General features: G+C 41.0%; 13 protein-coding genes. 8 read left to right on the forward strand and 5 right to left on the reverse strand.

The window, feature by feature from the left end:
- The first annotated feature begins 106 nt into the window (after positions 1–106).
- From rplU to AC21OG_RS09240, 4 genes are all read left to right on the forward strand, one after another.
- Positions 107–418 carry a 50S ribosomal protein L21 gene (gene rplU, locus AC21OG_RS09225; RefSeq protein ID WP_486546700.1) on the forward strand — a complete coding sequence of 104 codons (312 nt, stop codon included), beginning with the start codon at positions 107–109 and terminating at the stop codon, positions 416–418.
- 160 nt (positions 419–578) lie between these two features.
- Positions 579–836 (forward strand): 50S ribosomal protein L27, encoded by a 258-nt coding sequence (gene rpmA / locus AC21OG_RS09230; protein WP_486540789.1) that lies wholly within the window; start codon positions 579–581, stop codon positions 834–836.
- A gap of 796 nt (positions 837–1,632) precedes the next feature.
- The gene (gene lolA / locus AC21OG_RS09235) at positions 1,633–2,295 is read left to right on the forward strand and encodes an outer membrane lipoprotein periplasmic chaperone LolA (RefSeq protein ID WP_486546825.1); all 663 of its coding nucleotides are present in this window, start codon (positions 1,633–1,635) and stop codon (positions 2,293–2,295) included.
- Positions 2,296–2,580: 285 nt separating this feature from the next.
- On the forward strand, positions 2,581–3,228 hold the full coding sequence (locus tag AC21OG_RS09240; protein WP_486546699.1) for a TetR/AcrR family transcriptional regulator: 648 nt from the start codon (positions 2,581–2,583) through the stop codon (positions 3,226–3,228).
- A gap of 30 nt (positions 3,229–3,258) precedes the next feature.
- On the opposite strand, the gene AC21OG_RS09245 is transcribed toward AC21OG_RS09240, so the two are convergent.
- From AC21OG_RS09245 to AC21OG_RS09255, 3 genes are all read right to left on the reverse strand, one after another.
- Positions 3,259–4,062 (reverse strand): radical SAM protein, encoded by an 804-nt coding sequence (locus AC21OG_RS09245; protein WP_487377845.1) that lies wholly within the window; start codon positions 4,060–4,062, stop codon positions 3,259–3,261.
- Between the two features lie 353 nt (positions 4,063–4,415).
- Positions 4,416–5,237, reverse strand: a complete 822-nt coding sequence (gene dapD / locus AC21OG_RS09250) for a 2,3,4,5-tetrahydropyridine-2,6-dicarboxylate N-succinyltransferase (RefSeq protein WP_487377844.1) — start codon at positions 5,235–5,237, stop codon at positions 4,416–4,418.
- A 253-nt stretch (positions 5,238–5,490) separates the two neighbouring features.
- Positions 5,491–6,411, reverse strand: a complete 921-nt coding sequence (locus AC21OG_RS09255; RefSeq protein ID WP_487377843.1) for an alpha/beta fold hydrolase — start codon at positions 6,409–6,411, stop codon at positions 5,491–5,493.
- Between the two features lie 528 nt (positions 6,412–6,939).
- On the opposite strand from AC21OG_RS09255, the gene AC21OG_RS09260 reads away from it, so the two are divergent.
- From AC21OG_RS09260 to AC21OG_RS09270, 3 genes are all read left to right on the forward strand, one after another.
- Positions 6,940–7,896, forward strand: a complete 957-nt coding sequence (locus AC21OG_RS09260; protein WP_491185083.1) for a TAXI family TRAP transporter solute-binding subunit — start codon at positions 6,940–6,942, stop codon at positions 7,894–7,896.
- Between the two features lie 130 nt (positions 7,897–8,026).
- A complete protein-coding gene (locus tag AC21OG_RS09265) occupies positions 8,027–8,491 on the forward strand; it encodes a DUF1850 domain-containing protein (RefSeq protein WP_487377841.1) in 465 nt (154 codons plus the stop codon).
- Positions 8,460–10,535 (forward strand): TRAP transporter permease, encoded by a 2,076-nt coding sequence (locus AC21OG_RS09270; protein WP_487377936.1) that lies wholly within the window; start codon positions 8,460–8,462, stop codon positions 10,533–10,535. The genes AC21OG_RS09265 and AC21OG_RS09270 overlap by 32 nt, the downstream gene beginning before the upstream one ends.
- Positions 10,536–10,941: 406 nt before the next feature.
- Here the strand turns inward: AC21OG_RS09270 and lipA are convergent, their stop codons facing one another.
- Both lipA and AC21OG_RS09280 read right to left on the reverse strand, forming a co-directional pair.
- Positions 10,942–11,985, reverse strand: a complete 1,044-nt coding sequence (gene lipA, locus AC21OG_RS09275; protein ID WP_487377840.1) for a lipoyl synthase — start codon at positions 11,983–11,985, stop codon at positions 10,942–10,944.
- A 484-nt stretch (positions 11,986–12,469) separates the two neighbouring features.
- Complete coding sequence (locus AC21OG_RS09280) at positions 12,470–12,865, reverse strand: carboxymuconolactone decarboxylase family protein (protein ID WP_487377839.1); 396 nt, start codon at positions 12,863–12,865, stop codon at positions 12,470–12,472.
- A 714-nt stretch (positions 12,866–13,579) separates the two neighbouring features.
- On the opposite strand from AC21OG_RS09280, the gene acnB reads away from it, so the two are divergent.
- The gene (acnB, locus tag AC21OG_RS09285) at positions 13,580–16,183 is read left to right on the forward strand and encodes a bifunctional aconitate hydratase 2/2-methylisocitrate dehydratase (RefSeq protein ID WP_487377838.1); all 2,604 of its coding nucleotides are present in this window, start codon (positions 13,580–13,582) and stop codon (positions 16,181–16,183) included.
- Positions 16,184–16,190: the final 7 nt, after the last annotated feature.

Here is a 16,190-nt window from a genome sequence, read left to right on the forward strand (position 1 = left end):
TCAGGCAAAAGCTGAAGTGTCATTAAAATGTGAAGTAACCTTTTTAAAACTGGGTTAACTTTGCAAATTTAAGGACCACGGCACACGGGTTAAACGGAGTCATAAGATGTACGCAGTTATTAAAAGTGGTGGTAAACAACACCGTGTAAGCGTTGATGAGCTACTAAAAGTAGAGCTTCTTAAAGCTGAGCAAGGCGAAACGATTAAAATTGATGATGTTTTAATGGTTGTTGATGGCGATAATTATAAAATCGGTCAACCCGTTGTTGAAGGCGCAAGTGTTGAAGCTGAAGTGGTAGAGCACGGACGTGGTAAAAAAATCCGTATCGTTAAGCATAAACGTCGTAAGCATTATCATAAAGAGCAAGGCCACCGTCAGTGGTATACATTACTTAAAATTAAAGCGATTAATGCTTAATAGCTGGTTGTCACCTTTACAGATATTCGGATACCATTTTTAATAGATAATAGTAACAGATATTATTTTACAGCACTTGATAAGTGATTTATGATGAGTTATTCGTAATATTCTGGTTAATATAAAGTTTTATAAATTAGTCTCAGTAAGGAGATTTCTCATGGCACATAAAAAAGCCGCTGGTTCAACTCGTAACGGTCGTGACTCTAACCCAAAAATGCTTGGTGTAAAAGTATTTGGTGGTCAAGATGTTGTGGCTGGTAATATCATTGTCCGTCAACGTGGTACTGAATTTCACGCTGGTACTGGCGTAGGTATGGGCCGTGATCATACTTTATTCGCTTTAACGGATGGTGTGGTTAAGTTCGACACAAAAGGTAAATTTAACCGTCGTTATGTTTCTGTTCAAGAAGCCTAATAACTAACAGGTTTAGTTTTTTAAAATGAAACTCGGTGACTTTATTTAGGTAATTTTATTTAGGTAACTATTTAAATGTCCCGTCCTAAAACACGTTGATTGTTTTAAAAGCCCTGATAGAAATATCAGGGCTTTTTGACATTATCATGATTGCAAATAGGTTGATTTAAACTTATTACAAAATAATACTAGCCAAACTTTATGGCTATTTATCACAGATTAATGTCTCAAAAATCCGTTTATGACATAAAAGGTGAATTTTAAAGCGGAGTGTATAACTGTGTAACAAGCCAGAAGTTTTTTTTGCAATAATCGTCTAGTCACGTAATAAAAGAAGTGGCACACTAGTTAGCAAGTTAAACGCTAAGGGTCTGTTGAATATTCAAATATTAGGACTGCTGATAGCTAAAATTGTTCTAAACTAGGCGTAAACCGACGATAATGTCTAGACCTTAGCTAGGTTTATAACAATGTTTGGGTCAATTTTAGCATCAGCCCTGCGGGGCGGCGCTATTTTTTGTCAATATATTGCGAAATTCTCTAACTTAGAATGACTAAGCGTCAAAAATTTCCCAGCATATTGCCTAAAAAATAGCCTCCGCCAGTTCCACATTTGAATGATTAACAGACCCTATTTAAAGAATTTATTTTTACTCTATTACCTCTATCTTGAGGTAAGTCATACTTTAAGGAAAATCCAATTATGCTAAATAATTTAAAAAATACTATGCAAACCCCGACAAAATCGAATCATTCAAAATCAAATAATAAAGTAACGCCTATCTTAAAAACAGTGATGGGCACAGCATTGTCTGCATCGCTTATATTGGGTATGCCGATGATGGCGATATCACAAGCTGCTCAGGCGGCTAGCGCTGCAGATAATCTAACCGCTGCTAAACGTCTCAATACATTACTTAGTGCAACGAAAAGTATGACTGCTAATTTTACCCAAACTACCAAAGGGGCAAATGGTAATCAAAGTAGATTAAGTGCAAAAAATGGGACATTCTCAGGAAATATGAGCTTGCAGCGTCCAAATAACTTCCGCTGGAATATTACCTCTCCATTTGAGCAATTAATAGTAACCGATGGTAGTGCATTATGGGTATATGATAAGGATTTAGAACAAGTTACTAAACAAAGTGCCAGTCAGCAGTTAGGGGATACGCCAGCCTTATTGTTATCTGGTGATCCAAGTAAAATTGCTCAAAACTTTAAAATTACTCAACCGAATGCGAGCAAAAACTACTATGTCTTATATCCTAAAAGTAGTGCTGGTAACTTTAAAAGCTTATCAGTAAGCTTCAATGGGGGAAAGCCGGTGATGATGGTGTTGAACGATTCTTTAGGGCAGGTAACGTCGATCAAATTTAACAATGTTAAAATGAATACCAGCATTCCAAGTAGCCAGTTCAAATTCACACCTCCTAAAGGCGTCGATATTATTAATCAGTAAAACTAAGTTTGCCTATGATTGTTATTTATAAACAGTAACTTGCAATCAGTAACTTAAAATAGTAATTTTAATAAGTTACCTAATCAGTCCCAAGAAGTTTAAAAATCCCAAGCAACCTGCTTGGGATTTTTTGTGCTAAGAGTGACCTAAGAGTTTTTAGTCACAAGGCACGTTAAGAGTAAAGATTACACCGTTAGTTATTGCTATAATCATAAGTTGTGATTCATTAACACAAGATTTAGCAACCAACATTGAGTATGGGTAGAAAGTCAGGACTGAAAAAAGATGACCATAAAAGTCGAAAAACGATCCGAACAAAAACGTTCAAAACAAACCAAGTGTAAGATTCTTAAAGCAGCAATTTCTGAATTTTCTACTGCAGGTTTTGAAGGGGTGTCAACGAGATCGATAGCCAGTCAGGCAGGGGTTAATCATACTTTAATTACTCATCATTTTGGTTCTAAAGAGGAGTTATGGAAGGCTGCTGCCAAAGCCATATTCGATACCTATACAGAACAGTCAAAAATACGACTTAAGGAGTTAGGGGAGGTTGATCAATATGAGGTGGTTCGTGAACTTCTCAAACATTATGTAGAATTTAGCGCCGAGTTCCCTGAGTTTCATCGGTTTATGATTCAAGCAAATCGAGGAGATTTAGCTTTGTTAAATTGGTTTACTGACGAATATATCAGTCCTTACTCGGATACAGAGCTCGATATATTAAAGCAAGCTCAAAGGTTAGGCTTGATACCCAAAGGGGACAGCTTGCATATACGTTATTTATTTATTGGGGCGGTTACCTCTATTTTTACCTTTGCTCCTCAATATAAGCGATTGTCAGGCACTGACCCCTTTTCTAAAGCGGTAGTCGATAAGCATATTCATTATATTATGACTTTATTTAATACAGATCAGTCACTGGATAAAGAATAGCATTTTAAATTACCTTATTAACCTATCGCATCATTTACCTTTCGCATCAGCCCAAATGATCTTGTGTAGTTGTAATTGCAACCGCACCGGTAACGCATCTGCTAAGATCCATTCTGCTAACTCACGAGCTAAATTCGGAACCTCGACTTGAGGACTAGTATTCTTATAGCCATCACTATCGCCAACAGTAATATCATCATCACTAGCAGAATCATAAACATTGAACATCGGTGAGAACCAGACCGTACCGACCTTTTTATCAAGCTCGTATTGAGCTAATTTCTCTTTCGCCCACTCATAGTCACTGCGGTTCATAATCACAAATTTAAGTTGATCATGCTGCGTCAGATAGTTCAAATTGAACCATAAATTTTTATCGGCCTCACCACTACTGGGCGTTTTGATATCCATCACCGTACTGACTTCATTTGGCACTTTAGCGATAGATAATGCGCCAGCCGTCTCGAGTGAAATTTCATAATCATCGTTAAGCAATCGCTGTATTAAGGCGATGCAATTAGGCTGAGCTAAAGGCTCACCACCGGTTATACATACCCGCTTACATGGATACTGAGCAATATCCTCTACAATGGCATCAAGGGATAATCTCTCCCCACCCGTGAAGGAATACGTAGTATCACAATAGACACAGCGCAGAGGACAACCTGTTAAGCGGACGAACACCGTCGGCAATCCTGAGGTTAGTGCTTCTCCTTGCAAAGAGTAGAATATCTCTGTCATACGCAGACCTGACTCTGGATCAGTTACTGGAATGGCTGTATTGCGTAGGTTTGGGAATACCGTTTTTTCACTCATAGGCTCATTGTCAGTCATAAGGATATGCCTTTAAAGGGATGCGATACTGATACATTTTCTCAGATACGTTTTCTATAAAACAACCTATCTTTTTTAGACTTGGTCAGACTCATTAAACGTACTCTTTGTCGTGTTTGCACTCGTCTGTTTCGATAGGTTAATTTTTAAATGGGTATTAAATAGTAGGAATAAATAGAGTTAATTAAGAATAAAGATTAATAGAGTAAATAAATATAACGAATAAGGTGCTTAGAGATTTTCTAAGCACCTTATTTAAATGTTATTAGTCTAGCCCTTCAATTTAGCTCATTAACTTAAGCCAAATTATAAAAGCGGCTTTACGACTTATTAAACCGTTGAATCAGCCCTGATTAGGCCAGACGCAATAACTCATTTATACTGGTTTTAGAACGGGTTTGGGCATCAACTTTCTTAACAATTACTGCACAATATAAGCTATGTGAACCGTCTTTTGATGGCAGACTACCAGAAACAACGACTGAACCAGCTGGTACACGGCCATACATGATCTCACCCGTTTCACGGTCATAAATCTTAGTAGATTGACCAATATAAACTCCCATTGAAATCACTGACCCTTCTTCAACAATAACGCCTTCGACGATCTCAGAACGCGCGCCAATAAAGCAATTGTCTTCGATAATAGTTGGGTTAGCTTGCAATGGCTCTAAAACACCGCCAATACCAACACCACCTGATAGATGCACGTTTTTACCGATTTGAGCACAGGAGCCAACTGTTGCCCAAGTGTCAACCATCGCACCTTCGTCAACATAGGCACCGATATTGGTATAGCTTGGCATTAATACAACGCCTTTAGCAATAAAAGAGCCACGACGGGCTACTGCGGGCGGTACAACGCGAACACCAGCTTCTGCAAACTGTTGTTCAGTCCAATCGGCAAACTTAGTCGGGACTTTGTCATAAAACTGCAGGTGATCACCAGTTTGCATAGGGTAATTGTCATTTAAACGGAACGATAACAAGACTGCTTTTTTAGCCCACTGATTGACAACCCATTCTCCATCCTTCTTTTCAGCCACACGTAAAGTGCCATTATCCAACTGGTCTAGGACACTGTTGACAGCGTCTTTAACATCTTGGGGCATGGTGGTTGGGCTGTATTCCGCACGTTTCTCAAAAGCTTGTTCAATAATTTGTTCTAATGACATATTTTTACCCGAAATAAGTTAATGAAAGTGAATATAAACGCAAGATAGTGTCAGGCTTTCGCGGTACATATTGTCGCTAATTTCTACTTATTTAGCAAATTAACGTGTTAGTTTTTAATAATTAAAATTTTCAATTTAGAATCTAACTCGCCCAATAACCAATAACAAGATTGAAAAACCACTAAATGACACTATTATAAATGACACTATTAACGTTAATCCTATTAAAGTCAGTCTTATAAATCAAAAGTGGCTATTTAAGTCGATTTTCAATCCAGTTTACAATATCTTGATAGACTTGTTGATTGTCAACTTCATGTAGTGGCTCATGGCGCATTAAGGGGTAAAGCTGCTGCTCGACATGATGAAAACCCTGTTTATTTAGTCGCTTATTCAGCTTACGTATGCCTTTGCCCATATCTCCAACAGGGTCGTTTTCACCACTAATGAATAACATAGGGAAGTCGTGGTCTATGGTATCAGCCCAGTCTTTTGAGAGCCCGGTATCCATTAAGCTAAATAAAGTCCAGAAGCCATTATTGGTAAAGTCAAAGCCACAAAGCGGATCTTTTTCATAGTCAGCCACTGCCTCTGGATTGGAACATAACCATGCATATTCAGAATTGATGGATTTGCTTTTTAGTTGACTATTTAAAAGCCTGTTCATTACCTTTGAGAAGGCAGGGTTAGGACGCTTAGGTTGAACTTTATTGAGCACTTTAGACAGGGGTAAAACGACTTTAAGTAACGGATTATAGTCACTAGTGCCCATGAGAATAGCGCCTGCAAACTCACTACTGTGTACCTGTAATACATTACGGACTATAAATGAACCCATCGAATGACCCATAATAAAATGCGGCAGATCTGGGTACTGTCGCTTTAAACTATTTGCCATGATGATCACGTCTTTCAGAACAGTCTGAACTGGATGTGACGGTGCAAAATAGCCAAGTTCATCCGCATTTCGAATACTATGACCATGACCTAATTGATCATAGGTTAATACCGCGATACCTCGATCAGCAAGAAATTGTGCAAATTTATCATACCGACCTCTGTGTTCACACATGCCATGTAAAATGAGCAAGGTTGCTTTAGCCTCTTGTTCAGGCTCATACAAGGTATGATGTAACGTATGAATGTGGTCAGATGAAAGCAAAGTCTTAGCCATGATGCGTCCTTTAGAATAAGATTATGAATTAGAATCTTAGATATAAAATGATATTTTAAGAGTCCAATTTATTTATTTTTAAGTCCATTTAGCACTCTTAGTATTATCTCCATTATATAGAATACTAGCGTGATTTTGAAAAATAATACCTATCGTTAACGCATAGTCTAATTCAGTCATAAATTCAGTGAAATTCAATATTAATAGAGAGTCATAACATTGTAAAAATGAGAAATATTTAGTTACTAGCGGTTTAAGTTGTATCAGGATGTTAAGTTTTATGTTATAAATGTGACTATAATACATGTTAAGTCTTTCAATTGAATACTTAAAGAATGCATTTAAGATCTTTCATTCATTAAATTGTGCCTTTGCACAGTTACGATATAATCATTCATGGATCCATTTAAATGGAATTATTATCAAACTTATAAGGATATAGCTATGTCATTCACTTCTTCATTTACTAAAACTGGCACTACCAAAAAATCACTTCTAGCATCAATCATTCTACTGTCATGCCTAGGTATGACAGCCTGCACAGATAAAAACGATACAGCATCAACTGAAGGTGGCGATACAACAGCCGCTGCCTCAAGTGATAAGCTTGAAACTAAATTTGCGACGCTAGCAACAGGGGGCGCTTCAGGTCCCTACAATATTATCGGGACGTCATTAACGGAAGCCTATAACTCAACTTATGGTGTGAACTCAAAAACCCAAACTACTGGTGCTTCTGTTGAAAACATGAACCTAATCGATCAGGGCAAAGTTGAAATGGCATTTGCAATGAGCGATGTGGTTAATGATGCTGTATTAGGTCGTAATAACTTTTCCGCGCCAATCACTAAAGTTCAGCAAATCGCTGCGCTTTACCCCAACTATGTGCAGATTGTGACCTCTAAGAAATCAGGCATCAAAAATTTCGAAGACTTAAAAGGGAAGCGTATTGCTGTTGGTGCGCAAAACTCTGGAGTCGAGGTCAACGCCCGTAATCTACTTCAAGGTTTTGGAATGACTTATGAAGACGTTAAAGTAGATTATTTAGGATATGCAGAAGCTGCTGATGCCTTAAAGTCTGGTAAATTAGATGCTGCATTTTTAACGAGCGGATTACCGAACTCTTCACTGATGGAGCTGGAGCAAGGTTTTGACCTTCAATTAGTCAGTATTGACCCTGCTAAAGTGGCAGAAATTGCTAAAAATGAAACTTACTTTACGGCTAAGGAAATACCAGCAGGTACTTACGGTAATGAAGAGGCCATACCTACCGCCGCTATTATGAATGCCTTTGTGGTAAGCTCAGACTTATCAGAAGATGACGTTTACAAGTTAACCAAAACATTTTTTGAGAGCTTAGATAAACTAAAAACTGCTCACCAAGCAGCCGCTGATATTAGTTTAGAGACAGCACAATCTGGTATGGTTGCGCCGATTCATCCAGGTGCGAAAAAATACTATGATGAGCAAGCCGCTGCTAAATAGTAAAAAATAGTCAATAGTGAGATATAGTCACTGTTTGGTAAAGATAAAAGATCTGGGTAAGCAGTCTCGCTTATCTGGTCTTTTTTTTGGCATTATAATTGCAGCTATTGTTATAGCAATAGTGTTAGGTGTGAAAGCCTTATTTTATACACCGTATACTGTGGTAACGGTGCAATTTGATCAAGCACAGTGTGTCATACGCGACCATTTTGACTTAAAGTGGATGCACTCCGTTGAAAAGCAATCATGGATTGAATCATATCAAGTAAAAAACGATCAGTTACTTTTGACGGATACCTACTTGCAAACTTTTGGGGCTGGCACGCCTTCAACTGGCACGATAGGTGAAAAAAATGAGCTTTACCCAGACTACGTTCATTATAAAGTCAATATACAACTGCCTTATTTGAATTGGATGATTTCACGCAATATCAATGCTGAAATAATTATCGAACATAAAACCTTACCCATTCATCAATGGGTAAGCGACTATACCAATATTTATATCTTTGCTGGCACGCAAAGTTTATGGACGCTACTACGACAGGAGTCATGCAATGAATATGCCCAACGCCGATCAAAAGATATCATCTGAAACGTTGGACACTAAGCTCTCTCAATCAGATACTCATTCTCAAATTATAGAGTCAGATGCGCCTTCAGCTGAGAAACAGCAAGAGATACTTGAGAAGTTTGATCGTGAATCGATCACCCGAAAATTAAACCATCACAAAGCGGGATGGATAATTAGTGCTATTGCGATAGCCTACGCATTGTTTCATTTATTTATCACTTTTAACCCCATGCCAGCCTTATTGCAGCGTGCTATCCACGTTGGCGTTGGCTTTGCTCTGATTTTTGTGATTTATCCTGCCACTAAGAAATCTTCTAGAGTGAGAATTGCTTGGTACGACTGGGTGTTGTTTCTGTTGTCCTTATCTGGAGTCGTTTATTTGATGGCAGAGTATCAAGACATTGTGACGATACGCGGCGGCATACCCAACTCGTTAGATATTATCTTTGCAATCATTACGGTGCTATGTGTCTTAGAGGGTACACGCCGTATTACTGGGTTTATTTTACCGTTATTCGCGCTGGTATTCTTGGCATACCCCTTCTTTAGCCATTTGGACTTTATGCCTGATCGATTATTGACCCGGGCTTACGATATAGGGGACATTTTCGGTCAACTATACTTGAAAACAGAAGGTCTATACTCAACGGCTATTGGCGCGTCTGTCACCTTTATCTTCCTATTTATCTTATTTGGTGCCTTTTTATCTCGATCGGGAATGGGGCAGTTATTTAACGATTTGGCACTGGCAATAGCAGGACATAAACAAGGCGGTCCGGCCAAAGTAGCGGTGATTTCTAGTGGTTTTATGGGCAGTATCAATGGGGCTGCTGTGGCGAATGTAGTGGGTACTGGTGCTTTTACTATTCCTTTGATGAAAAAAGTTGGCTATCACAAAAACTTTGCGGGGGCAGTCGAGGCGAGTGCTTCAGTGGGCGGGCAGGTGTTACCTCCGATTATGGGAGCTAGCGCCTTTATTATGGCAGAAACAACAGGGGTTAAATATAGCACTATCGCTTTAGCCGCCTTACTGCCTGCGGTATTGTATTACTTAGGAGTTATTGCACAGGTCCATTTTAGAGCGGGTCGTCGCGACTTAAAAGGCATTGCCAAAGAGAGCTTACCTCGCATAAAAGATGTGATGAAAGCGCGAGGTCACATGCTATTGCCCATTGTATTTCTAGTCTTCTTATTGGGTAAGTCTGTTCCAGTAGGCTTTGCGGCAGCCTATACGATCGGTTTTACGGTAGTAATGAGTATGCTGAGAGCTGAGACCCGTATGAGCTTTAAGGATGTCCTAGGCGCGTTGGAGGATGGTACACGTCAATCATTAGCGGTGATGGCGGCTTGTGCGGTTGTTGGGATAATAATAGGCGTGGTTAGTTTAACCAGCTTTGGCTCTGTGATGACGTCATCTATTGTGACTCTAGGGGCGGGTTCGTTATTTCTAACCCTTATTTTGACGATGCTTGCGTCAATGGTACTGGGTATGGGACTGCCTTCTATTCCTGCCTATATTATCACGGCTACGATGGCGGCCCCCGCTTTAGCAGGGTTTGATATTCCTATTTTAGCGGCGCATATGTTTGTCTTTTACTTTGGTATCTTTGCGAATATTACCCCGCCTGTATGTTTGGCAGCTTTTGCAGGGGCTGGTATTGCCGGTGGCGATCCGATGAAGACAGGCTTTCAGTCGTTAAGACTGGCATTGGCAGGATTTATCGTGCCATTTATGTTTATTTATAATCCGACGATGTTAATGATTGACCCTGCTGGTCTGGCGGTTACTGCTAAAGAGTTTCCTTTACCGCCAATCATTGAGATCGTGACCGTGGTCTTTACTTCGGTAACAGGTGTTATAGGTCTGAGTGCCGCTGTTGAAGGCTACTTTAAAGGCCCAATGAATTCCATTACCCGACTGATACTGGCCGTTGGCGCTATACTGCTCATTTATCCTGAATTAATGACGGATATTATCGGCGGGGTAATTGTGGTCGGTATTTTTGTGATGAATAGTATGGCCAATAAGGACAAGCAAAAGCCGGTGATGGTGACGACGATTTAACGCTCGGTTTGTTTTAATATTAATGCTAAAAAGCAACCTATCGAGGCTTATTGAGGAAGGTGAGTACAACGCTAAAAATTATAAATTGTCGTTGTTGTGATTAAAGTTGCGGTTAAAGACAAAGAGATCTAATACTTAAGTATTAGACCTCTTTAACTTTAATTAGTGCTTATCAGCAAATCGTGCAAATTTGACTATGAACGTTGAGCTAAAAGCGGTTTAGCCCAGATTGAAGCGGATATACTGCTTGGGTGAGCAAGTTGCAGGGGCTTAGGATGTACTGACTCGCGAAGCAGGAGACAGTACATACGTTAGCCACCTGCCTTGCTCACTCAAGTAGATAGTAGCGTAAAGCTGGATCAGCTCCACATATATGCTAGTTAATAGTTAAAACTTCATTTTAGCGCTAGCAGCCAAGTTTACCTTCTGCCTCTAATGCTTTTTTGCTGCGTATTGGGGCAGGGCAGTCCTCGCCATAGAACTGACGGTCGGCAAAATAGCTTGAGCGAACCATAGGACCGGCCCAAATACTAAAGAAGCCAATCTTTTTGCCGTAGTCCATGTAGCGTTGGAATTCATCAGGATGCACATAGCGGTCGACAGGGGCGTGGTTTTTACTAGGCTGTAAATATTGGCCAATGGTAATCATGTCAACATCGTGAGCTTTTAGGTCATCTAGTAAGGTGTAAACCTCTTCTTCGGTTTCACCCAGTCCCACCATAAAGCCGCATTTGGTCGCAATATCTGGGCGACGGGCTTTGTATTGTTTTAGCAAATCTAGTGAGTGCTGATAGTCAGATCCTGGGCGGAATGCCTTATACAGACGGGGCACCGTTTCGATGTTGTGGTTGAATACATCTGGCGGCGTTTCGGTCAATAAGTCGAGTGCGACCTCCATACGTCCACGGAAGTCGGGGACGAGGATTTCAATGAGACAGTTTGGACTTAACGCTTTTGATTCGTTAATCACATCGACGAAATGCTGAGCGCCGCCATCTTTTAAGTCATCTCGGTCAACCGAGGTGATAACCGCATACTTAAGACCTAAGCCTAAGATGGTTTCGGCGGTATGGCGTGGCTCGTCTTTATCTAGCTCATTAGGACGACCGTGTGCCACATCACAAAATGGGCAACGACGGGTACAGATATCGCCCATAATCATAAAGGTTGCCGTACCATCGCCAAAGCACTGAGGTAGGTTAGGGCAGGCCGCCTCTTCGCAAACGGTGTATAGCTTTTGTTTGCGAAGGGTCTTTTTGATACGGTCAACTTCTGCAGGCGAGGACATTTTAACCCGAATCCAGTCAGGCTTTTTCGGCGCTTCAACGGTTGGTATGACCTTAATTGGGATGCGTGCCACTTTGTCATAGCCACGAAGTTTCTCACCTTGCACTGCTTTTTTGGGCTTAGGTTTGGCCTGTGGTACGAAAGTTTCTACGGTTGTCGTCATAATCAGCTTCTGTCCCAACCCTTGCGAGGGGCTGTCATGTATCTAACCGTCGCTCGTAAGGGCTTTCTTAGTCGAATTAATAATAGGAGTAAATATTAGGAATGATGGGTTATTATATCAGATATGAGGTTTAAATCGGATACTTCAACGTATCAACTGTGTTGAATGACTCTGAGTGTATCTAGTGTTTGTCAAGTGTCTGACTAAATTAATCAAACTATTATTTTCTTTAACCTTTATCCTTCATAAATTTTACCTTTATTATGCAATCTATTGAAAGATACTATAAGGGGTGGCAAGTCCTCCTTTTTCAAAGGGGGATTTTTACTGAAAATCCATCCCCAACCCTTCCTTTGAAAAAGGAAGGGAGCTAAACATTGCAAAAGCTACAACTTATACTTTAAGTTGAGATTGGCGTTTCTGTATGCCTTTTTAGAGCGACTAATTACATATTAGCCTTATTTTATATGATTCATTATGCGTCTTATTCTTTATCCAGATCAATTCCCATATCCGTCAAAGCGGCAATGGCGGCACGAAATGCTTCTTGCGTCGCTGGAGCACCACAATAAGGTAGGCTGTGCATCAGGACTTCTCGAATCTCTTCTACTGTCGCCCCATTGTTAATTGCACCTCTAACATGACCTTGCAATTCGTTGGGACTTTTTTGCGCGATCAAAAAGGCAAGGGTGATTAATGAGCGATATTTACGCGGTAGGATGTGCTCATCTTGCCACGTGCTGCCCCAAGCATGTTCGATAATCCAGTCCTGTAAAGGCTGGGTAAACGGAGTGGCAGCATTGAGCGAGCGTTTGACATGGGCGTCTCCCATAACCTCCGTTCTGACTTTTAGACCATTTTCATAGTTGTTGTCTGACATAGTACGGTTTCCTTAAATAGACTGGTTTGTATTGTATTGAGCATTTTGGTTTGAGCGATTTGCTGCATTAACGACGTAGTATATTGGCTTTAGAGAAGATATCAAAGAAAGAGGCTATTATAGGCAGAAGCCATTATAGACAGAAGCAATTCTAGAAAAAGGAAACGTTTAAAGCTTGAATACGTAAAAAGCAGGATTAACAAATTGAGATTGAACTTACGCATTACTAAACTTTGACTACATTCAATCTAGATTGACTAAAACGACTTTTTAATAGTGATATCAAGTATGCTTGCGTAAATCCTAATCAACCCATTAAAACTATCACAAAGTTATTCATTTCAAACCTCATTTTTAAAATAAATGATGAATATGGCTTTTAATGACCCAGTCATTTTAGTTTGGTGATTAACTTTTTTGCCATTTTAGGCTATATTAGTGGCGATAGTTAAACCCACCTGCAAGGTAACGGAAGCCACCACCATTTTAGACAATAGACGCTTTTAAAAGAGCATTTGGCAAAGTCGCTACAAATAAAGCCGCTGCAAATATTGCCAGCGAGCGTGAATGGCATATTTTATGAAACCGGTGCGTATTATATAAAACTGGTTTTTGCCAATATTTGACAATACTTAAACGCCAATGCTTGTCAGCTTTGTCAAACTATGTGGCAGCCCCCCAACTTGCAAATAATAATCAAAGAGGACGCTTATTGTGTTAGACGCATATCGTAAACATGTCGAAGAACGTGCCCAGTTAGGTACAGTACCTTTACCACTGTCTGAGCATCAGACTGCTGATCTTGTTGAGCTGTTAAAAAACCCACCAGCGGGTGAAGAAGAGTTCTTATTGGACTTGTTGATCAACCGTGTTCCAGCAGGTGTTGACCAAGCAGCCTATGTTAAAGCTGCCTTCTTAGCGGCTATCGTAAAGGGTGAAGCAACGTCTCCTTTGATTGATAAAAAGAAAGCAGTTGATATTCTAGGTACCATGCAAGGTGGCTATAACGTACTGCCTCTTGTTGAAGCATTAGACGATGAAGAAGTCGCTGAAAATGCAGCCACTGCTTTGAAGAAAACTCTTTTGGTATTCGATGCGTTTAACGACGTGACGGACAAAGCTGAAGCGGGTAACGAGAAAGCAAAAGAAATTATCCAGTCTTGGGCGGATGCGGAATGGTTCTTAAACCGTCCAGAAGTCCCACAAAAGACCACGTATACTGCCTTCAAAGTAACGGGCGAGACCAACACAGACGACTTGTCACCTGCACAAGACGCATGGAGCCGTCCTGATATCCCACTGCATTCATTAGCCATGCACAAAAACTCTCGTGACGGCATTCAAGCCGACGAAGAGGGTGTCCGTGGTCCAATGACGCTCATTGATGAGCTAAAAGAAAAAGGCTATCCATTAGCGTATGTCGGTGATGTGGTTGGTACGGGTTCAAGCCGTAAGTCAGCCACTAACTCTGTACTTTGGTTAATGGGCGATGATATCCCTAACGTACCAAACAAAAGAGCTGGCGGCCTAGTACTAGGCGGCAAAATTGCCCCTATCTTCTATAACACTATGGAAGACTCAGGCGCCTTGCCAATTGAAAATGTGCAAGTTGATAACATCAACATGGGCGATATCTTTGATGTTTATCCCTATGAAGGTAAAATCACTAAGCATGATTCTGACGAAGTCTTATCAACCTTCAAGCTTAACTCAAACACCCTGCTAGACGAAGTTCGTGCCGGTGGTCGTATTCCATTGATCGTTGGTCGTGCGTTAACTAACCGTGCTCGTGACTACTTAGGTCTTGAGCATTCAGACGTATTTGCAAAACCAGAACAACCAGCCGGCTCTGATAAAGGCTTTACTTTAGCTCAGAAAATGGTCGGTAAAGCTTGTGGTATGGAAGGCGTTCGCCCAGGTATGTACTGCGAGCCTAAGATGACCACTGTCGGCTCACAAGATACCACTGGTCCTATGACCCGTGATGAGCTTAAAGACTTAGCTTGCCTTGGATTCCAAGCTGATTTAGTCATGCAGTCTTTCTGTCACACGGCCGCTTATCCAAAGCCTGTTGACGTTGAAACTCAGCACACGCTTCCTGACTTTATCATGAACCGTGGTGGTGTCAGCTTACGTCCAGGTGATGGTATTATCCATTCATGGCTAAACCGTATGCTTCTTCCTGATACCGTTGGTACTGGTGGTGACTCGCATACACGTTTCCCAATGGGTATCTCATTCCCAGCAGGCTCTGGTTTGGTGGCTTTCGCTGCCGCGACTGGTGTCATGCCACTAGATATGCCTGAATCAGTACGTGTTCGTTTCGTTGGTGAGCGTCAGCCAGGTATCACACTTCGTGACCTCGTTCATGCTATTCCATTACAAGCAATCAAAGAAGGCTACTTAACCGTTGATAAGAAAGGTAAGATTAACGAATTCAACGGTCGTATTCTTGAGATTGAAGGCTTAGAAGACTTAACCGTTGAGCAAGCGTTTGAGCTATCAGATGCCTCAGCTGAGCGTAGTGCCGCAGGCTGTACCATCACCTTATCTGAAGAATCAGTCACTGAGTATCTAAACTCAAATATTACACTACTTAAGTGGATGATCGCTGAAGGCTATGGCGATGCCCGTACCCTGAGCCGTCGTATCGAAGCCATGCAAGAGTGGCTCAAAAACCCAAGCTTAATGCGTGCTGACGCTGATGCTGAATATGCCATTGATATGACTATTGATATGAGTCAAATCAAAGAGCCTGTACTGTGCTGTCCAAACGATCCAGATGATGCCAAAACCTTATCTGACGTAGCAGGCGACAAGATTGACGAAGTATTCATCGGCTCATGTATGACGAACATTGGTCACTTCCGTGCCGCTGGTAAGTTGCTTCAAGAAGTACCATCAGGTAGTCTAAAAACCCGTCTATGGATTGCACCACCGACTAAGATGGATGCACGCCAATTGATGGAAGAAGGCTATTACAACGTCTACGCACAAGCGGGCGCACGTACTGAGATGCCAGGCTGTTCACTCTGTATGGGTAACCAGGCGCGTATCGCACCTAAGTCAACTGCGGTATCGACCTCTACCCGTAACTTCCCGAACCGTCTCGGTCAAGGTGCAAACGTTTACCTTGCGTCAGCAGAGCTTGCTGCGGTGGCTGCTGTACTTGGTAAACTGCCTACTAACGAAGAATATCAGCAATACGCTGGCATGCTAAACAGCATGGGCGATGAAGTATATCGCTACATGAATTTCGATAGAATGGAAACCTACTCTGATGAAGCGGACAAAATTAACGTGGCACAACTGTCATAATTTGACC

It is taken from the genome of Psychrobacter sp. CX5 (genome assembly GCF_057621535.2).